The 18428-nt window shown below is 70.6% G+C and carries 17 protein-coding genes and 2 pseudogenes; 17 read left to right on the top strand and 2 right to left on the bottom strand.

The features are described 5' to 3' along the window. Positions 1-41: 41 nt before the first annotated feature. The gene (locus STRBO_RS0126985) at positions 42-950 is read right to left on the bottom strand and encodes a universal stress protein (RefSeq protein WP_020115137.1); all 909 of its coding nucleotides are present in this window, start codon (positions 948-950) and stop codon (positions 42-44) included. A 198-nt stretch (positions 951-1148) separates the two neighbouring features. Between STRBO_RS0126985 and STRBO_RS46080 the strand changes: the two genes are divergently transcribed. Genes STRBO_RS46080 through STRBO_RS0126975 form a run of 3 tightly spaced genes read left to right on the top strand, consistent with a single transcriptional unit; the run spans position 1149 to position 2309 of the window. Continuing rightward, entirely contained in the window at positions 1149-1571 is a 423-nt protein-coding gene (locus tag STRBO_RS46080) for an AlbA family DNA-binding domain-containing protein (RefSeq protein ID WP_078531597.1), read from the top strand. Continuing rightward, positions 1568-1741 (top strand): hypothetical protein, encoded by a 174-nt coding sequence (locus STRBO_RS43530; protein WP_005484242.1) that lies wholly within the window; start codon positions 1568-1570, stop codon positions 1739-1741. Before STRBO_RS46080 ends, STRBO_RS43530 begins: the two co-directional genes overlap by 4 nt. A gap of 34 nt (positions 1742-1775) precedes the next feature. Then, complete coding sequence (locus STRBO_RS0126975) at positions 1776-2309, top strand: MarR family winged helix-turn-helix transcriptional regulator (RefSeq protein ID WP_020115135.1); 534 nt, start codon at positions 1776-1778, stop codon at positions 2307-2309. A gap of 103 nt (positions 2310-2412) precedes the next feature. Here the strand turns inward: STRBO_RS0126975 and STRBO_RS0126970 are convergent, their stop codons facing one another. Further along, the gene (locus tag STRBO_RS0126970; protein ID WP_005484240.1) at positions 2413-3171 is read right to left on the bottom strand and encodes a DUF4142 domain-containing protein; all 759 of its coding nucleotides are present in this window, start codon (positions 3169-3171) and stop codon (positions 2413-2415) included. Positions 3172-3834: 663 nt separating this feature from the next. Between STRBO_RS0126970 and STRBO_RS0126965 the strand changes: the two are divergent. The 14 genes and pseudogenes from STRBO_RS0126965 to STRBO_RS0126895 form a co-directional block, all read left to right on the top strand. Then, positions 3835-4203: pseudogene (locus tag STRBO_RS0126965) on the top strand (hypothetical protein); the annotation flags it as partial. 303 nt (positions 4204-4506) lie between these two features. Beyond that, on the top strand, positions 4507-5022 hold the full coding sequence (locus tag STRBO_RS0126960) for a hypothetical protein (RefSeq protein ID WP_005484238.1): 516 nt from the start codon (positions 4507-4509) through the stop codon (positions 5020-5022). A gap of 110 nt (positions 5023-5132) precedes the next feature. Then, a complete protein-coding gene (locus tag STRBO_RS0126955) occupies positions 5133-6566 on the top strand; it encodes a flotillin family protein (protein WP_005484237.1) in 1434 nt (477 codons plus the stop codon). 358 nt (positions 6567-6924) lie between these two features. Further along, positions 6925-7995 (top strand): PucR family transcriptional regulator, encoded by a 1071-nt coding sequence (locus STRBO_RS0126950; protein WP_005484236.1) that lies wholly within the window; start codon positions 6925-6927, stop codon positions 7993-7995. Positions 7996-8000: 5 nt separating this feature from the next. Continuing rightward, on the top strand, positions 8001-8405 hold the full coding sequence (locus STRBO_RS0126945) for a hypothetical protein (RefSeq protein WP_005484234.1): 405 nt from the start codon (positions 8001-8003) through the stop codon (positions 8403-8405). A 455-nt stretch (positions 8406-8860) separates the two neighbouring features. Continuing rightward, positions 8861-8950: a K(+)-transporting ATPase subunit F gene (gene kdpF, locus STRBO_RS41060; protein WP_020115132.1), complete on the top strand. Its 90-nt coding sequence runs from the start codon at positions 8861-8863 to the stop codon at positions 8948-8950. An 8-nt stretch (positions 8951-8958) separates the two neighbouring features. Continuing rightward, the gene (gene kdpA / locus STRBO_RS0126930; protein WP_005484232.1) at positions 8959-10623 is read left to right on the top strand and encodes a potassium-transporting ATPase subunit KdpA; all 1665 of its coding nucleotides are present in this window, start codon (positions 8959-8961) and stop codon (positions 10621-10623) included. Then, positions 10620-12758, top strand: a complete 2139-nt coding sequence (gene kdpB, locus STRBO_RS0126925) for a potassium-transporting ATPase subunit KdpB (RefSeq protein WP_005484230.1) — start codon at positions 10620-10622, stop codon at positions 12756-12758. The genes kdpA and kdpB overlap by 4 nt, the downstream gene beginning before the upstream one ends. A 5-nt stretch (positions 12759-12763) precedes the next feature. After that, complete coding sequence (gene kdpC, locus STRBO_RS0126920; protein ID WP_028796866.1) at positions 12764-13375, top strand: potassium-transporting ATPase subunit KdpC; 612 nt, start codon at positions 12764-12766, stop codon at positions 13373-13375. 105 nt (positions 13376-13480) lie between these two features. Next, positions 13481-13615, top strand: coding sequence for a hypothetical protein (locus STRBO_RS45540; protein WP_272926636.1), 135 nt, complete (start codon positions 13481-13483; stop codon positions 13613-13615). Positions 13616-13829: 214 nt separating this feature from the next. Further along, the gene (locus STRBO_RS0126910; protein WP_005484224.1) at positions 13830-14390 is read left to right on the top strand and encodes a DM13 domain-containing protein; all 561 of its coding nucleotides are present in this window, start codon (positions 13830-13832) and stop codon (positions 14388-14390) included. An 866-nt stretch (positions 14391-15256) separates the two neighbouring features. Continuing rightward, a pseudogene (locus tag STRBO_RS46075) lies at positions 15257-15349 on the top strand (pirin); the annotation flags it as partial. 228 nt (positions 15350-15577) lie between these two features. Next, the gene (locus STRBO_RS0126900) at positions 15578-16135 is read left to right on the top strand and encodes a hypothetical protein (RefSeq protein WP_020115130.1); all 558 of its coding nucleotides are present in this window, start codon (positions 15578-15580) and stop codon (positions 16133-16135) included. Beyond that, the gene (locus STRBO_RS0126895) at positions 16132-18336 is read left to right on the top strand and encodes a M48 family metalloprotease (protein WP_005484219.1); all 2205 of its coding nucleotides are present in this window, start codon (positions 16132-16134) and stop codon (positions 18334-18336) included. Before STRBO_RS0126900 ends, STRBO_RS0126895 begins: the two co-directional genes overlap by 4 nt. Positions 18337-18428: the final 92 nt, after the last annotated feature.

Raw genomic sequence — 18428 nt, 5'->3', positions numbered from 1 at the left:
CCTGGGGCCGCGGGTGCCCGGAGCACCCTCGCGGCGCGGGTTCAGTCGTGCGGGACGACGGCCACCGGGCGGCCGACGTGGTGCAGCACCGCGTGGGTGACGGCGCCGACGTGCGGGCCGAGGCGGCTGTTCCGTGGCCTGCGCCCCACCACGACGAGGGCGGCACCGGACGACGCCCGCACCAGCGCGGTCGCGGCCCGCCCCTCGGAGACGGTCTCCGTCACCCGGACCTCGGGATACTTCTCGCACCACGGGCGCAGCGCCGCGACCACGGAATGTTCCTGGGCGGCGAGCAGTTCGGGGCCGGTGGGCGGGACCGGGCCGCCGTCGGCGACGTGGAAGGGCGGGGCGCCGAAGGCGTGGATCACGTGCAACGCGGCATTGCGGCGCCGGGCGGACGTGAAGGCGAAGTCGATCAGTTCGTCGCTGGGGTGTTGGACATCCAGTCCCAGGACGACATCGCGGTACGGGGTCTGAGGTATCTCGTCCGACGCGATTCCGTCCGAAACCGACAGGTGTTCATCAGCGGAGGAATCGCCCGCCCGTACGAGTACGACCGGGCGGGCGGACCTGGCGATGACCCGCTGGGACACCGAGCCCGTCATGAATCCCGCGACGGCGCCGAGACCACGGGACCCGAGCACCATCAGCTCCGCCTCCTGGGCCGCCGCGAGAAGGGCGTCCACAGCGGAGTCGCGCACCAGCCGATCTTCGACCCGCAGCCCGGGGTGCGCGGCACGGATGCTGCCCGCCGCCCGGTGCAGGGTCTCCTCGGCCCAGCCGCGCTCGCTCCGGTCCGCGGGGACGAAGGGTGCGGGGCTCGGGTGCGGCGTCCAGGCGTGCACGAGGTTCAGCGCGACGCCGCGACGCACCGCCTCACGGGCCGCCCAGTGCGCGGCGGCGAGGCTCTCGGCGGACCCGTCGATTCCCGTGGTGATGTGCCGAAGCATGGTGGGCTCCTCCTGTGACTGCCGGGCCTGTACGGCCTGCCCGGTCTCCTGCCGAGCCTCGTGCAGGGACGTCCATGCGACCAGGGGCCGCCCAGCCCCTTCGAGGGGCCCTTCGGCCCCACGCCTGCCGGTCGTGCGCCGAAGCCCACCCGTCGGCCGCACCCCATCGGCCGAGAAGTATGAAGCACGGTTCCTCCCCTGGCCGCCGAGGGCCGGGACCTCGACCACAAGCTCGCACCGCACGACACGGGCACGGAGGGCGGAGGCGAACCGGCCCAGGCCATCGCCGCGTTCGCGAACTCCACCGGTGGCGTCCTCGTCCTCGGGCTCCAGGACGACCGGAGGACCTCGATCCCCCTCCACCCGTCCCCGATCCAGCTCACTGACGGACCGCGCCGCCGCTACAGCGAGCCCCTGGCCTCGCGGACGGCGCCGAACCTGGACGTCGACATCCACTTCGCCAAGGAAACGCACACGTCCGACGGCCAGGTACCGCTGGGCTTCGCCCGGGTGGCGGTGCCGCCCGGCCCACGCTCCCCGCACGCCGTACTGGGCCTCACCGATCTCCGGGACGGCTGCCTGCGATTCCCCGTACGGTCGCGTTCGCGCACCGGTCCATGAATCCGACCGAGGTGGAGACGGCCCTTCTCGACGTGGAGCCTGTGGCGGACGGCTTCGCGTTGCGCGAGGACGTCGTGCGGCACGCGCCCGGGCCGCCGCACGACGACGCCGCGACGCTCCTGCTGCGCTGTCACGGTCATGGGATGGGAAAATCTGCTCGGGCCGATTGAGTGTGCAGGTGCTGCGACGCGTAGAAAGGGAGGCATGGCGGAACACAGGGCCCTCGCGGGGGACATGGATGATGTTGATGCGGTCACTCGTGCGGTGCTGACCGCGTCACGGCTGCTCGTGGCGGTCTCGGCGCGTTCCCTGGCCGAGGTCGAGGAGCGGGTGACGCTTCCGCAGTTCCGCATGCTGGTGGTGCTGTCCACTCGTGGTGCCACGAAGTTGGTCGTGCTCGCGGATCTGCTCCAGGTGGCGCCCTCCACCGCGATGCGCATGGTGGACCGCCTGATCGCCGCCGGGCTCGCCGACCGTCAGGTCAACCCTGACAATCGCCGCGAGACGATGCTCCAGCTCACGGACGAGGGGCGGCGCACGGTCGCGGACGTCACCGCGAGGCGTCGTGCCGAGATCGCGACGATCGTCGGGCGGCTCGGGTCGGAGCAGCGGGCAGCACTCGTCGGGGCGCTCGCCGCGTTCAACGAGGCGGGTGGAGAGCCCCTGGCCCCGATGTCGGACGACCCGGAGTTGTATCCGCTGGGATGGGTGGATACGGCGGCCGGGCGCGGCGCCTGAGGGTGACCGTCATCGTTCCGCCCCCGCCCCTACGGCGACCGAGACCCGGCCTCGTCCTCCCGCCGATCGAGGACGAGGCCGGCGCGGTGAACCGGTGGCCGTGTCACTCCGACGGCGACGGCGACGCGCCGACTGTCGGGCTGGCCGTCGGGGCGGCGGTCTGCACGTTCAGATCCGGGCGAGGGGTCAGGACGACCATCGGGGCTCCCTGCTGGGGCACGGGCGGAGTGGCCTGCTCGCTGGGGAGCTTCGGCGGGTTGGTCTGCTGGTAGTTGACCTGGTCGTGGTTGACCAGGCCGGTCTTCTCCAGCACGGTGATGTGGTCGAGCACGGTGTCGTTGGCGAGGTCGGCCAGCTGGCGCACGAGGGTGTTCCTCGTGCTGGCGCGGATCTTGGCGATGGCCGGGAAGATCTGGCCGTGCGTGACACGCATGATCTGTACCGCGGTGGAATCGAACTCCTTGCCCGTGGCCGCGTCGACGGTCGCCACGAACTGCTGCTGTTGCGGGCTCGCCTGGTTGTTGAGCGTGATGTTCAGCTCCGGAGCGATCTTGCGGCACATCTCGTCGAGGCCGGCGTGCCCGACGACCAGGTGTTCTCCGGCCTCCTTCATCTCCGGTGTCGTGCCGCGTTCCATGGCCATCTCGCCGAGCGGGTACTCCCACAGTCCGGCGGAGCGGACCTTGATGACGAAGTCCCGGTCGGCCTCCGTCAGGGGGCCGTACCGGGTGTTGGCGATGATCCGTTCCGTGCCTGTGGCCGCCTTCTCGACGCCCAGCATGGCGGGGTAGGCGAGCGCGGCGACGGTCAGCAGCAGACCGCCGCTCACGAAGATCGTTCCGATGCTCCACGTGCGACTCATGGCAACTCCTGGCAGCGGGTGGCCGTACCGGCGAGTCCCGGCGTGGTGCGCCGGGACTCGCCGTGCGGCTGGGTCGCCAGAGGGTACGGACGAGAACGGCGGATCAATCATTGCTCTGGGTAAAATTTGCAGTGTGCCTGGGACGGTTGCCTCAGTGATGCGGTGCGCTCCTCGCTGACCTGCGAGAATCCAGGAGGGCGACGCTCTTTCGCCCGTTCGGCGGTAGGGGTGCGGCGTCATCCGGCGCGCGTACGGTGAGCGAACCGCCTCCCCGTTGCTCGACGACGAGGGCGAGGGCGAGGGAGTGCTGGGCGAAGTCCCTTGTGGGGGTGGCCGATTCCGGTCGGATGCGCTGTATGAAGCCGGCTGTCCCGCGGAAAGGGCCGCGGCCGCTGGGGATCTGCATCGGCTGCCCCGGCCCCACGGCGGCACCGGCCGCGGGAGGGTTCGCGCCGCCGTGGATTCCGTCCGTGCCGCCCGCTGTCCGGTGTGCGCAAGGGCCGGCACGCGCACTGACCGGACTCACGGGGTTCGTCGCCCCCGCCTTGGCCTCATGGGGTGTGAGCCGAGTGCTCGTACGGCTGCTGCGCCGCCTCCACCCCGATGAACCCGGTTCGTCCTGGCCGGACTTCGTCGGGCTGCCCTGCACTGTTCGTTCACGGCCGCGCGGAGGCCGCGGGAATCAAGGCGCAGGCGCTCGCGGTGGCGGAGGCCATCGGCGAGAAGCTGAAGGCGGCGGCGCTGGCCGCGCTGGACGAGGCGTCCCGTGGCCACGAGGAGTTCCGACTGCGGCTGGCGGCGGAGAAGGACGTACGGCTGGCCGGGCCGGACGTGCAGCGGCAGGTCGCCGAGGCGCAGTCCACGGTGCAAGCCACCGCGCGGGAGAACGCCGACATCAGCATCGTCGGCGGGGAGTCGGTCTTCCTCGACCGGCTGGTGTCCTCGACCGCGCTCGGCAAGGGCGTCGACGGCTTCGTCCAGCACTCCGAGACCGCGCAGGCTCTCGTGAAGTCCGGGCTGGACGGCACCTCCAGGGCGGCTGCGGGAGCGATACGGCTCGACCGGACGCCGAGACTGCGCGAGTGCCGTCATCTGTCCTGTAGGCGTGGAGACAACTGCCAGGCTGCGGCAAAGTGATCTCTCATGTCTCCCTCCCGCCGCCCATCGAGGCCGCCGTCGGCCCGGGGCCTGTCGCGCGATGCCCCGGACCGGTGCGGAGTACGGCATCAAGGGAGCGTAAAGATTGCCGGAACCAGGCAGTGTTTTCGTCGGGGTGCACGTGTGAGTATTGCGCCACCAGCGCGGTGACAGTGGGGGAGAGGCGGGTGGACCGGGATGACCTGGTTTCTGGGTCTCGGCATCGCAGGAGTCGTGCTCCTCGGCCTGTCCCTCGTCCTCGACGGTGTCCTTGAGGGCCTCTTCGGCGGCGTCGACGCGCTCGACGGTCTCTTCGACGGCTGGCTGTCGCTCCCGGTCATCGCCGGGTTCGTGTCCATGCTCGGCTTCTCCGGCGCGATCGTCATGGGCACCACCGGGCTCGGCGCGTTCGGCGCCACCGCGGTCGGTGTGCCCGCCGGAGCCGCCACGGGCTGGCTCGCCTACCGTCTCAGCCGTGCGCTGTTGAACGACCGGTCCGGGGCCGCCCCGCGCGGCGACGATCTGATCGGCGCATCAGGCTCCGTGGTGACGGCCATTCCGACGGGCGGCTACGGCGAGGTGCTGGTCCACCGGGCCGGGCAGCCGGTGAAGCTCGCGGCGAAGAGTCCGAGCCCGGTGGCGCGAGGCGCCGAGATCTGGGTGGAAGAGGCGCTGTCGCAGACAGCGGTCTCCGTACGCCCTGTCGAACGCTGACCCGCCGCGCCGCTGCGCACATCGGGCGCCGCCGCACCGGCGGCGCCCTTTCATCCACGTGAACCCGTATCGATCTGCCGTCCCCTGGGAGGGCTGAGGGGAAAGACATCATGAGTCCAGTCGTCATCGCGGTGATAGGAGTCGTTGTACTCCTTGTCCTGCTCGGTCTCGTCGTGGTCACCCGCTACAAGGTGGCGGGCCCGAGCGAGGCGTTCATCGTCACCGGCCGTCGCGGCAAGCAGGCCACCGACCCGGAGACCGGCCGGGTGTTCACCGACAACAGCGGGCAGAAGGTCGTGGTCGGCGGCGGTGTGTTCGTCGTGCCGTTCGTGCAGCAGAAGTTCACCCTCGACCTGTCCAGCCGGCACATCCCGATCTCGGTGCGCGGCGCGGTCACGCTGCGGGGTGTGAAGGCGAACCTCGAAGGTGTCGCCATTGTCAAGGTGGGCGGTACCGAGGACTCGATCCGGGCTGCCGCGCAGCGGTTCCTGATGCAGCAGGACGGCATCGTCGGCTTCACGCAGGAGGTGCTGTCCGGCGCGCTGCGTTCCATCGTGGGCCGGATGTCGGTGGAGGACATCATCCGCGACCGGGCCGCGTTCGCCGGGCAGGTCGCGGAGGAGGCGGAGGCGAGCCTGTCCGGGCAGGGGCTGGTGCTGGACGCTTTCCAGATCCAGGACATCACCACTGAGGGTTCCTATCTGGAGGACCTGGGCCGTCCGGAGGCCGCGCGTGCCAAGCAGGAGGCCGACATCGCCGAGGCGGTGGCCCGGCGCGCCGCCGAGCAGGCGCGGCTGAAGGCGGAGGAGGAGATCGCGATCGCCCAGCGGACCTTCGCTCTCAAGACCGCGGAGATCAAGGCCGAGACCGACGAGGCAGCCGCTCGCGCCGCCGCGGCCGGCCCGCTCGCCGAGGCCGCCCGGTCGCAGGAGGTCCTGGCCGAGCAGGAGAAGGTGGCCGAGCGGCAGGCCGCGCTGACCGACCGGGAGTTGGACACCAAGGTCCGCAAGCCCGCCGACGCCGCCCGCTACCAGGCCGAGCAGGAGGCCGAGGCCCGCCGTATCGCCCTGGTCAAGGAGGCCGAGGCGGACGCCCAGCGGTCCCGGCTGACCGGTGAGGGCGAGAAGGCGCACCGCGCCGCGCTCGCCGACGCGGTCCGTATCGAGGGCGAGGCCGAGGCCGCCGCGATCGGCGCGAAGGGCTCCGCCGAAGCCGAGGCAATGCGTAAGAAGGCCGACGCCTTCGCCCAGTACGGCGACGCCGCCGTGCTGCAGATGCTGGTGGAGGTGCTGCCGCAGGTCGTCGCCAAGGCGTCCGAGCCGCTCAGCGCGATCGACAAGATGACGGTGATCTCCACCGACGGCGCCAGCCAGCTCTCGCGCACGGTCGCCGACAACGTGGCCCAGGGCCTCGAACTGCTCGGTTCCACCACCGGAGTCGACCTCGCCGAGCTGCTGAAGGGCATCACCGGCCGGGTCGGCGGCGCGCAGCCCGCGACGACGGCGCTCACCGAGGCCAACGGGAAGGTCGAGATCACCGGCTGACGCCGACAATCGACCGGAGAAGCGAGCCCGGGCGGCCTGGAACCGCCCGGGCTCGTGCGGGAAGGCGCTCTGCCCATCAAGGCTTTTCCCGCCGCTGGGGGCGGCTTTCCCTACGGAGTTACCAGCGGGGTGGCTCTGGCTGATCGGCTGGTCGGCCTTTGCACTGCCCCCGGCCAGCGCCTCGCTGCGGGGCTGGGCGCCGAAGCGAGTCCGCAGCCGTACGAGTCCGGAGGGTCTTCGCGTCGGGGGCGTCGCACTGCAACTGCCGGAGACAGGCAACGACCCGGCTCGGACCGGGCGTTCCCGCAGCCATGCGCTAGAAAGACGTCAACGACGCACCAACTTCAGGGGGACCCATATGGCGGGGCGCGACGTGTCCGTGGACTACGAGGAGTACCTGGAGGGGTACGCCCGCATCCTCGCGGACGCCTCGGCGACCGGTCGCCGACTGACCAGGCAGGAACTCGACTCCCGTCGTGCGCTGGGTGAGCAGGCCGCGGAGGCCGGCCTCGGACTGCGCGCCCTTGTCGGTGCCCATTGGGCAGCCACCAGGACGCACTGGCCGACCGCGGAAAGTGTTTCCGTGGACGCCGCGCTGGGCGCCGCGGCCCAAGCCGTGGACGCGTTCGCCGAGGGCTATGAGCGGGCGCAGCGGCTCGCCGTACGCCAGGAGGAAGCCGCTCGCCGGGAATTCATCGACGACCTGCTGTACGGCCGCAGCGACCTGGGCCGGCTGGCCCAGCGCGCGGAACGCTACGGGCTGCGGCTCTCGTACGAGCACGCGGTCGCCGTGGCCCGCGGCCCGGTCGCGTACGAAGAGGGGGACGCGGTTCTGCGGGAGGTGGAGCGTGCGCTGATCGGCCGGTTCGGCGACCGCAGCATCCTGCTCACGACCAAGGACGGCCGACTGGTGTGCATCGCCCCGGGCGATCAGAGCGAGGTACTCGCCCACTTCGCCAAGCAGGCGTTCGCGGCCACCGGCGGCGGCCAGGTGGGAATCGGCCGCCCGCAACCCGGCGCGGCCGGCGTCGTCCAGTCCTATGAGGAGGCCCTGAACGCCCTCGATCTGGGCGAACGCCTCGAACTCGACGAACCCGTGCTGCACGCAGCCGATCTCCTCGTCTACCCCGTCCTCACCCGCGACCGGCAGGCCATGGCCGACCTGGTGGAGAGCGCCCTCGGACCGCTGCACGGAGCCCGCGGCGGCTCCCAGCCGTTGCTGGACACCCTCACCGCCTACTTCGACTCCGGGTGTGTGTCCGCGGAGGCGGCGCGGCGGCTCTCGCTGAGCGTGCGCGCCTTCACCTACCGTCTGGAACGCATCCGCAAGCTCACCGGCGCGGACCCCTCCGACCCCGTCCACCGCTACACCCTGCAGACCGCGGTGATCGGCGCCCGGCTGCTGGACTGGCCGACGAAGCCCGGTTGAGGCCCGTGGCAACGAGGACGTGGCCACAACGGCGGCGTGCACGCCACGGTCGCCGGTGTGGCCATGGGCGACTCACCAGCGTCACCCCGGGCGAACCGTTCGCCCAGTGCGCGAACCCGCCCCTGCTCGGCATCGTCTCCGGAGCCCTCGCTCTCGGGCTCGGGGCAGCCTCCGGCCGCCGTGCCGTCGTCCTCGCCGGTACCGCCGCCATCGGCATCCTGGCCCACAGCGCACTCACCTTCGCCGCGCAGATCGGGGCGGACCCGCTCGCCTGCGTCTCGCCCTTCCACCACTGCGTCGGCGGCCAGCCGCCGCGGAACGGCTTCCAGCGGACCGACACGGGCATCCTCACCGCGACGGCGAGGCCCTCGTGGGCCTGGGCGCGTGGCGATTCGCGCGCTGTGACATGAACACCTGACATCCGGCTCCGGACGACGACCGGAACGAGTCTCGGCTGGACGGTCTGTGTGAGCCACCTTCACGTCCACCTCGGCCGTGTGCTCATCGAGTTCGACGACGACTACGCCCTGGCCAAAACGGTCGCCCCGGACATCGCCACCGGCGTCCCGCTCGGCCAGAGCCAGGCGACGTCATCGTGGTCACCGGCAAGACCCGCGCGGTGGAGACCTTCGCCGAACTCGGCTGACGCGTATGGAGTGCGTCAAAGACGGCCGGACCGCCGTCAGGGAGCCGTCAAGAGCTGCTGACGCCGACCGGCCGAGCGGGTTTCCTGAAGCGGTCCGCATCCCCACGGGGATGTTCCGCACCTCATCCAGGAGCTCGCGATGGCCGACGTGGCCTTCGTCCTCACCACGATCGCGGTGTTCGCGCTCGTGGCTCTCGTCGCCAAAGGGGTGACGAAGCTGTGACCGCCGAGAACGTCATCGGACTGGTCGTCGCCGTCTCCCTGCTGGGTTACCTCGTCCTCGCCCTGATCTTCCCGGAGAGGTTCTGAGCACGCCCATGAGCCCAGCCCTTGCCGACGTGCTCCTGGTGACCGCGCTGATCGGCGCGCTCGCCCTGGCGCACCGCCCCCTCGGCGACTACATGGCCGCCGTCTACAGCTCCGAGAAGCACCTGCGCGTCGAGAAGTGGATCTACCGCTCGGTCGGCGCGAACCCGGACGCGGAGATGCGCTGGCCCGCCTATCTGCGCGGCGTCCTCGCCTTCTCCGCGGTCGGCGTGATCTTCCTGTACGTGCTCCAGCGCGTCCAGGACAAGCTGCCCCTGTCGCTCGGCTTCAAGCCGATCACCCCGGACCAGGCGTTCGACACGGCCGTCTCGTTCGTGTCCAACACCAACTGGCAGTCGTACTCGGGTGAGACGGCCATGAGTCATGTCACCCAGACCGCCGGGCTTGCCGTGCAGAACTTCGTGTCGGCGGCCGTCGGCATGGCCGTCGCGGTGGCGTTGGTACGCGGCTTCGCCCGCTCCCGAAATGGCGGCCTCGGCAACTTCTGGACGGACCTGGTGCGCGGTGTCGTCCGCATCCTGCTGCCGCTCTCCCTCGTCGCCGCCGTTCTCCTGATCGCCGCCGGCGCCATCCAGAACTTCGGCGACATCCACACCATCACCACCCTGACCGGCGACAAGCAGGCCATCAGCCCGGGTGCGGTGGCCTCCCAGGAGGCCATCAAAGAGGTGGGGACGAACGGAGGCGGCTTCTTCAACGCCAACTCCGCCCACCCGTTCGAGAACCCCAACGGCTTCACCAACCTGCTGGAGATCTTCCTCCTGCTGCTGATCCCGTTCTCCCTGCCGCGCACCTTCGGCAAGATGGTCGGCAACGTCAAGCAGGGCTACGCGATCGTCGCGGCCATGGGCGTCATCTGGTTCCTGGGCGTGGTCGCGGTGACGTGGATCGAGTACGCACACCCGGGCGCCGCCTCGCAGATCGCGGGCGGTTCGATGGAGGGCAAGGAGCAGCGCTTCGGCGAGGGCCCGTCGTCCCTCTTCGCGGTCTCGACCACCATGACATCCACCGGGTCGGTCAACTCCTTCCACGACTCCTTCCAAGGGCTGTCCGGCGGTGTGCTGCTGCTGGGCATGATGCTGGGCGAGCTCGCGCCCGGCGGTGTCGGCTCCGGCCTGTACGGCATGCTGATCATGGCGATCATCGCGGTGTTCATCGCCGGCCTCATGGTCGGCCGGACGCCCGAGTACCTGGGCAAGAAGATCGGCATCCGTGAGATCAAGCTGGCCGCCTGCTACATCCTCGTCACCCCGGCCCTGGTGCTGATCGGAACCGCGGTGGCCATGGCCCTGCCGGACGGCAAGGAAGCCATGACCAACATCGGCGCGCACGGCTTCTCCGAGGTGCTGTACGCCTACACGTCGGCTTCCAACAACAACGGTTCCGCCTTCGCGGGCTTCGGTGCCAACACCCCGTTCTTCAACACGACGCTGGGCCTGTGCATGGCGCTGGGTCGGTTCCTGCCGATGGTGTTCGTCCTCGCCCTGGCAGGCTCACTGGCCGAGCAGAAGCCCGTCCCGGAGACGGCGGGCACGCTCCGTACGGAGAAGCCGCTGTTCACCGGCCTGCTGGTGGGCGCCATCATGATCATCACCGGTCTGACGTTCTTCCCGGCCCTCGCACTGGGCCCGCTCGCCGAGGGGCTGGCGACATGACCACCGACACCGAGAAGCACGAGGACGCGATGTCCACAGCCACTCCCACCCGGGCCCCGCACCAGGACGTCCCGACCGGTCACCAGGAGGGCCGCGTCGGCGCCGGCCTCTTCGACCCGCAGCAGTTGGTGAAGTCGCTGCCGGACGCCTTCCGCAAGATCGACCCGCGGGTGATGATCAAGTCGCCCGTCATGTTCGTGGTGCTGGTCGGCTCGGTGGTCACCACCGTGCTGGCCGTCAGCACCCCGGGCGACTGGTTCGGCTGGGTCATCACCGTGTGGCTGTGGCTGACCGTCGTCTTCGCCAACCTGGCGGAGGCTGTCGCCGAGGGCCGGGGCAAGGCGCAGGCCGACACCCTGCGCAAGGCCAAGACCGACACCGTCGCCCGCCGGCTCGTCAAGGACGGCGCGGGTGAGGAGCAGGTACCGGGTACCGAACTGCGGATCGGTGACCTGGTCGTGTGCGAGGCCGGCGACATCATTCCCGGCGACGGTGACGTCGTCGAGGGCGTCGCGTCCGTGGACGAGTCGGCCATCACCGGTGAGTCCGCGCCGGTCATCCGGGAGTCCGGTGGTGACCGGTCCGCCGTCACCGGTGGGACGAAGGTGCTCTCCGACCGCATCGTCATCAAGATCACGACGAAGCCCGGCGAGACCTTCATCGACCGGATGATCAACCTGGTCGAAGGCGCGGCTCGGCAGAAGACGCCGAACGAGATCGCGCTCAACATCCTGCTCGCCTCGCTGACGATCGTGTTCCTCCTCGCGGTGGTGACGCTGAAGCCCTTCGCGATCTACGCGGGCGCGGACAAGCAGACCTCGATGATCGTGCTCACCGCGCTGCTGGTCTGTCTGATCCCGACCACCATCGGCGCGCTGCTGTCGGCCATCGGCATCGCGGGCATGGACCGCCTGGTCCAGCGCAACGTCCTCGCGATGTCGGGCCGCGCGGTCGAGGCCGCCGGTGACGTCTCCACCCTTCTGCTGGACAAGACGGGCACGATCACCCTGGGCAACCGGCAGGCGTCGGAGTTCGTGCCGGTGCGCGGGACGACCGAGGCCGAGGTCGCGGACGCCGCCCAGCTCTCCTCGCTGGCCGACGAGACGCCCGAGGGCCGTTCCATCGTCGTACTGGCGAAGACGCAGTACGGGATGCGTGAACGCCACCAAGGGGAGCTGGCCGGCGCCGAGTGGATCGCCTTCACCGCCCAGACCCGGATGTCGGGTGTGGACGTCGACGGGCGCAAGGTCCGCAAGGGAGCCGCCGGCTCGGTCGTCGCCTGGGTGCTGGATCAGGGCGGCACGGTCGCCGAGGACGCCGACACCCTCGCCAACCGCATCTCCGAGGCGGGCGGCACCCCGCTTCTCGTCGCCGTCCAGGACGACAAGGGCGCACGCGTCCTCGGGGTCATCCACCTCAAGGATGTCGTCAAGGAGGGCATGCGGGAGCGGTTCGACGAACTGCGCCGCATGGGCATCAAGACGATCATGATCACGGGTGACAACCCGCTGACCGCCAAGGCGATCGCAGAGGAGGCGGGCGTCGACGACTTCCTCGCCGAGGCCACCCCCGAGGACAAGATGGCCCTCATCAAACGGGAACAGGCCGGCGGCAAACTCGTCGCGATGACCGGCGACGGCACCAACGACGCCCCGGCCCTCGCCCAGGCGGACGTCGGCGTCGCGATGAACACGGGCACGTCGGCCGCCAAGGAGGCCGGCAACATGGTCGACCTCGACTCCAATCCCACCAAGCTCATCGAGATCGTCGAGATCGGCAAGCAACTCCTCATCACCCGGGGCGCGTTGACGACGTTCTCCATCGCCAACGACGTCGCGAAGTACTTCGCGATCATCCCCGCGATGTTCGCCGTCGCCTACCCGTCGCTCGACAAGCTCAACATCATGGGGCTGGCGTCCCCGGAGTCGGCGATCCTGTCGGCCGTCATCTTCAACGCGCTGATCATCATCGCGCTCGTGCCGCTCGCCCTGCGAGGCGTGCGATACCGGCCGATGAGCGCGGACAAGATGCTGCGCCGCAACCTCGGTATCTACGGGCTGGGCGGCCTGATCGTCCCGTTCGTCGGCATCAAGCTCATCGACCTGCTCATCTCGCTGATCCCCGGGATCGGATGAAGGACATGAAGAACTCCGTAGTGAACACCGGGCGCATGGCGTGGGCCGCGCTGCGCATGTTGCTCGTCCTCACCGTCGTCACCGGCGTCATCTACCCCCTTGCGGTCACCGGCATCGGGCAGGTGGCCTTCCCCGACAAGGCCAACGGTTCGATGGCCGAGGTCGACGGCAGGGAAGTCGGCTCGAAGCTGATCGGCCAGAGCTGGAACATCAAGGGCACGGACAGGCCGGACCCGAAGTGGTTCCAGGGCCGCCCCTCCAACAGCGGCTACGACCCGCTGGCCACCGGCTCCGGTCAGCTGGGCGCCGACGACCCGACCCTGGTCAAGGACGTCAAGGCGGCGAAGAAGCGGGCCGCCGACTTCAACGGCGTCCCCGAGTCCGAGGTACCCAAGGACGCGGTCACCGGCTCGGCCTCCGCCATCGACCCGGACATCTCCCCGCAGTACGCGGACATCCAGATCAAGCGGGTCGCCGAGGCGAACGGCCTGTCCGTCGCCCAGGTGGAGAAGCTGGTCGAGGACCACACCGAGGGCCGTACGCTCGGCTTCCTCGACCAGCCACGCGTCAACGTCCTCGAACTCAACCTCGCGCTCAAGGAACTGGCCGAGAACTGATGGCCTCGGCAGGAAGCATCGCGACCGAGAGCGGGTGGGCCGAGAGTCCTCGTCCCCCGACGCTCGGCACGGATCTTCCTCCTTCGACCACGTCAACACCCCACCATGCGCAGGGAGCCTGCCGTGATCGTCGCCGTCCTCCTTCTCGCCATCACCTTCGTCATCGTCGTCGCGCTGCCGGTCGGCGCCGCCGCGGGCAAGCTCGCACGCCTGGACGCGCTACCTGCCCCGCCGCCCTAGCCCGTGCCGCGGCCGCCTTCGCGGCGGTCATCCCCCTGCTGCTTTCGGGGCGGACACACCGGTCGTTCCAGGGGTGCCTGGCAGGAGCCGGTACCTGAGGTGATCGTATGCGCCGGTGCGCCGTAAGGGTTTCGTCATCTCCCGCGGCTACGGGAACGGCCGCTCGGCCCGTTGAATGGGTGAGGACGACTGACCGTGGGGACGAGAGGCAGACATGGCGCGCGTACGGAAGGTGCTGGGCAGGCCGTTGGGCGTCGGGCTGCTGGTGGTGGCGGTCGCCGCGGTCGGCTTCGGGCTGTACTGGTTCCAGCCGTGGAAGCTGTGGCAGGACCGAACCGTGGAGGAGGCCCTGCCCGCCGCCCAGGCGACCCCGGGGCCCGCCGAGGCAGAGCCGTCCGCGGCACCCTCCTCCCCGGCAGGGCCCCAGACGTTGGCCGGCGGTGCGCTGATCAGCCATGAGCACGCGACCTCGGGCACCGTGAAGCTCGTACGGTTGGACGACGGTTCGCATGTCGTCCGGCTGGAGAACCTCGACACGAGCAACGGACCGGACCTGCGGGTGTGGCTGACCGACGCGCCCGTGAAGGAGGGGCAGGCCGGCTGGCACGTCTTCGACGACGGCGAGTACGTCAGCCTCGGCAAACTCAAGGGCAACAAGGGAAGCCAGAACTACGCCGTGCCCAATGACGTCGATCCGTCCCGCTACACCAGCGTGAGCATCTGGTGTGACCGTTTCGACGTGTCCTTCGGCGCTGCCGAACTCAGCCGCGCATGACGTCGGCCCCGTGCCGGGTATCGGCGAGGGTGGCCTGCCCTTCGATCGCGCCGAGGCACGAGGGTGAAGACGTGCCGCTCGTCATGCTGCTGCGATGTGGGTGTGGGCCGGACCCGGTCTTCCGGGCCGGCCTGGAAGTGTTCCTGCTGCTGGACGGTGAACCCGCGTCTGCCGAGTCGAGAAAGCTCATCCACCGGCTGCCGCATTCGCCGCACGCCTCACCCGCGGCGGTCGGCGCGACAGCGGTTGCACCGGTGGTCCGGTCGGGTGCCGTCGGCTGTCTGCGCTTGCGGATATCGGCGACCAGGCCCTGGAGACCCGAATTCGCCACGGTGTTCCACCGCCTCACCGAACTGCCCCGCCCCGCCGGCTGACCGGTAGCCCCTGCCCGCCCTCGGCCCGAACGATTTCGGAGAACTCGGCCACCGTGCTGGGGCTCCGCCATGCCCGAGCAGCGAAAACACGCGCCCAGCCGACAATTGACGATCAGCGACGTCTCATCACCCCAACCGCAACAGCTGGGTCGGGAGTCGAAAGGGTCCATGCTCCGGCCGTGCTGAGCAGGAGGAGCACTCTGGGCGCCCTCCTTTGGTACGGGTGGTACGGGGCTGGACTGCTGTGGACATGGACACCCGGCTCGACCTGGGACCGGTTGCCGCCGTGCCTCGCCCCCCGCACATCTGCTCGCGCTGCCGACCGGGCAGGAACGGAGACACGATGAGGGAGTTCCGGGCTCAATCGGCTGGGTCCGACACCCGAGCCGGCCTGGCGAGGGGTCAGATGCAGATGCGGAGAGTTGGTCGCCGCGTCGCAGGTTCAGTAGGCCCGGACGTGGCCGACCCGCAGTAATGCGCGCAGGGTCTGCCATGTTCCGGAACTGGACCGGACGGTCCCAGGAGGAGATCGAACAGGCGCGCCGGGACTGGATGGAAGGGGCGCGGTTCGGTGCGGTGAAGGGGATGCAGAGATGTTCCCCATGCCGTCGGCGGGCACACTCCGGCGCTTCACCCCCAGGCCGTCGGGGAGTCCGCTACAGGAGCAGTTCTGCCGAAATGCCGTCACTGCAGGTGTCCGTGTCGCTACGTTGTCGTGGGTTCGCCGTCGCGCCCGGCGTGGGCCGACGGACAATCAACGGGGGCAGTGTGTTCCGATGGCGCAGGACCGAACAGCCGACGATCTCCATTCCGTTGCCGGACGACGACGCGGATGCCGGCAGCGTGCGGGGCTGGGAGGTGTTCACCCGGTTCAGCCGTGAGGTGTTCGTCTCGGCCCATCCCGAGGACGGGGCCGAGTTCGACCCGGTGCTGGCCGAGTTCCGCAAGGACCCCCACCGTGTCCTGAGGTCCCGTCAACTGCGGCCCAAGGTGGGCAGCGGCGTCATCCTGCAGTCGGCCGTCCCCTACGTGTTGCCGGTGGTGTCGTTGCTGGTGGGGCTCATGGCCGAACGGGTCGTCAACGGCGCACTCGACGTCATCGGCGACGCCACCCGCCGCAAGGTCACTCGTCTGCTCGAACAACGCCGCACGGACACGGCGACCCCGGTGACTCCGCACGACGGGGCGACAGCTTCGGCAGTGGTGACCGCCGCGACTCCCACGGCCCGGCTGAACCCGGACGAGGAACAGGTGCTGCGCACACTGCTGACAGGCTGGGCCGTGGGGATGCGCATGGACGAGGCCAAGGCCCGCGACCTGGCCGACACGATCCTGGACGTCCTGCGTCAACGGGGTGACGCGGCACCGTGACCGATACCGCCACCTCCGGACCTCCCCCACTCTCGCCCACCCCCGCCGAGAGCCTGCCGACCTCGCGGCACTGGCCGGGTGTCACCTCGTCGGCCGGTGCCCGGTACCTGTTGCTGGTGGCCGTCCTGCTGCTCGCCGGCGCCTTCGCCGGGCAGATCATGCACAACCAGATCCTCGGGACCTCGTGGGCGTCGACCACGTTGCGCTGCATCGACGAGGCTGTCCGGGCCGTACCCGGCCAGGGCGTTTCCCAGGAGTTCGCGCGCAACACCCACGTCCAGGACTGCACCCGGCCGGTGCAGCTGCGACTCGCCCTGGTGTCGCTGTCGGGGTCGTTCGCGGTACTGCTCCTGGGAGTGGCGAGCCTGTGGGTGCTGCCCCGGCGGTTGATGCGGCAGGCGGGTCCGCTGGTGAAGGCTCCGGCCGAGTGGCAGCACCGGGCGGCCCTGGCCGCGTCGGAGACGGGCGTCCGGCGGGTGCCCGTCGTGGTGTGGGGTTCGGTGTGGCTCCAGGAGGCGTTCACCGCGGGCCGGCCGGGCCGGACCAGGATCGTGCTGCCCCGTGGGGTGCGGGACCTGCCGCCCGCGCAGGCCGACGCGATCCTCCGGCACGAATTGGCACATGTGGCCGCCGGGGATGTCACCTTGGTGTGGCTGACCCGCGGCGTGTGGTGGGCGCTCGCCCCGGTTCTGCTGGTGCCGACGGTCACCATCGTGGTGCGGGACCGGTACCACGAGCATCGGGGTGCGTTCACCGTGCTCGGCACGTCCTTCTGGGGAGAGTACGGCGTACGGGCGCTGCTGCTGCTCACCGTCGCCGCTCTCATCTCGCAGCACGTGCTGCGCTCGCGCGAGCACGAAGCCGACCTGCGTTCGCTGCGGGGCCGGAGCCGCGAGCCCCTGGAGTCCCTGTTGGCCGGGCAGCCGTCGTCGGCGATGTCGTGGGTGGACCGCGCCCGTGCGACCCACCCCACGGCGGCCCGGCGACTGGCCGCCCTGCGGCAGGCGCGCCTGCCGCTTCCCGTGTCACTGCTCGACGTCACGGTCACCGGCCTGCTCAGCGCGATGGTCATGAACGCGACGGCCGAGCTGGCCCAGGCCGGATTCACCGGCACGTCGCTGACAGGCGGGCCCGCGCTGCTGCTGAGCGCCCTGGTCACCGGATCGCTGCTGTCGGTGGGATGGGGCATCGCGGTGTGGCGCGGCACTCCGGCCGGGGGCGGTGCCGGGCCGGTCCCCCGCGGAGCCCTGCTGGCCCTGGCAGGGAGTATGCCCGTGGGGCTGGTGGCGCAGTTGCAGAGCACCGGCACCAGTGGGGCCGGCCCCTCGGGCCGGTGGCCGCTGGTGGTGACGCTGCCGTTGGCGGTGGCGGGCGCGGGTGCGCTGAGCTCGGCTCTCGCCCGGCTGTGGGTCCGTCGCGGCGGAGCAGCGCCCGGTTCGCGGTGGGGATGGGCCGCGGCCGTCGGCGTCAACCTCGTACTGTTCACCGGCGCCCTGCGGATCGCGCAGGAAAGTGCCCTCTTCCTCGGACTGTCCGGCTGGCGGAAGGCGGTCGACGCGCTCGCGCTCAGCGGCATGTACTCGGCCTCGGCGGACTCCACCGCACTGGGACTGGCCGGTGTCGCCCTGTTCGCTCTCTGGCTCGCCCTGCGGGGCGACCGGACCCTCCCGCCACCCGGCGCCGGGGCCACGACGGGTCGGCACGTGGTGTGGACGGTGGCAGCGGCAGCCGGCGCGGCGGTGGCCGCACGGTGGGCGTACGAACCGGTGGTGCCCCAGGGCGGCTCCCTGTCTGCCACCCAGTTCGACTGCTGGGCGGCAACCTGCGCGGGACTCGCCACTCTGGCCGCCCTGCTCGCCCTCAAGGGCGCCTCGGGCCTCGGTGACGCCCTGTACGCGGCGCCGCTGTCCGCCGCGGTCGCCGGAGCCGTCATGTGGGCGCGCTACCTCGGCTCCTGGCACCACCCTCTCCAAGCTGCCGCCCTCTACGCCACCAACCCCTTCTCCCAGCTCGCCCTGCTCCTGCTCGCGCTCGCGCTCCCCGCGGCTTTCCTCCCCACCCCCACCCTCGGCCCCGGTCGCGGGTGGGTGGCCGGTCTGACCCCGGTCCTGGCCGCCGTCCTCGCGGCAGCGGGCGTCCTCGCGGTCCTTCACTCCGGGGACAGCCTGCTGTTCGTCCCCCCGACGGGCACCTCGCCCTGACGGTCGGCTGGTTCGCCGGGGATACTTCAGGTCCGCCGGGGAGACCCCAGCTCCGCCGGGCCATGGAAGGGGACGTCCCGGTGGCGTGAAGG

Source organism: Streptomyces bottropensis ATCC 25435, from assembly GCF_000383595.1.
GTDB classification, from domain to species: domain Bacteria; phylum Actinomycetota; class Actinomycetes; order Streptomycetales; family Streptomycetaceae; genus Streptomyces; species Streptomyces bottropensis.
Note: the sequence above shows the minus strand (reverse complement) of the source record. Positions and strands in the feature narration are given on the sequence as shown.

Coding starts and splice junctions, on each gene's coding strand:
- STRBO_RS0126975 (WP_020115135.1), top strand. CDS start 1,776: ATGGCGGAACACAGGGCCCTCGCGGGGGACATGGATGATGTTGATGCG.
- kdpC (WP_028796866.1), top strand. CDS start 12,764: ATGAAGAACTCCGTAGTGAACACCGGGCGCATGGCGTGGGCCGCGCTG.
- STRBO_RS0126950 (WP_005484236.1), top strand. CDS start 6,925: ATGGCGGGGCGCGACGTGTCCGTGGACTACGAGGAGTACCTGGAGGGG.
- STRBO_RS0126955 (WP_005484237.1), top strand. CDS start 5,133: ATGAGTCCAGTCGTCATCGCGGTGATAGGAGTCGTTGTACTCCTTGTC.
- kdpA (WP_005484232.1), top strand. CDS start 8,959: ATGAGCCCAGCCCTTGCCGACGTGCTCCTGGTGACCGCGCTGATCGGC.
- kdpB (WP_005484230.1), top strand. CDS start 10,620: ATGACCACCGACACCGAGAAGCACGAGGACGCGATGTCCACAGCCACT.
- STRBO_RS0126910 (WP_005484224.1), top strand. CDS start 13,830: ATGGCGCGCGTACGGAAGGTGCTGGGCAGGCCGTTGGGCGTCGGGCTG.
- STRBO_RS0126970 (WP_005484240.1), bottom strand. CDS start 3,171: ATGAGTCGCACGTGGAGCATCGGAACGATCTTCGTGAGCGGCGGTCTG.
- STRBO_RS0126985 (WP_020115137.1), bottom strand. CDS start 950: ATGCTTCGGCACATCACCACGGGAATCGACGGGTCCGCCGAGAGCCTC.
- STRBO_RS0126960 (WP_005484238.1), top strand. CDS start 4,507: ATGACCTGGTTTCTGGGTCTCGGCATCGCAGGAGTCGTGCTCCTCGGC.
- STRBO_RS43530 (WP_005484242.1), top strand. CDS start 1,568: ATGAATCCGACCGAGGTGGAGACGGCCCTTCTCGACGTGGAGCCTGTG.
- STRBO_RS45540 (WP_272926636.1), top strand. CDS start 13,481: ATGCGCAGGGAGCCTGCCGTGATCGTCGCCGTCCTCCTTCTCGCCATC.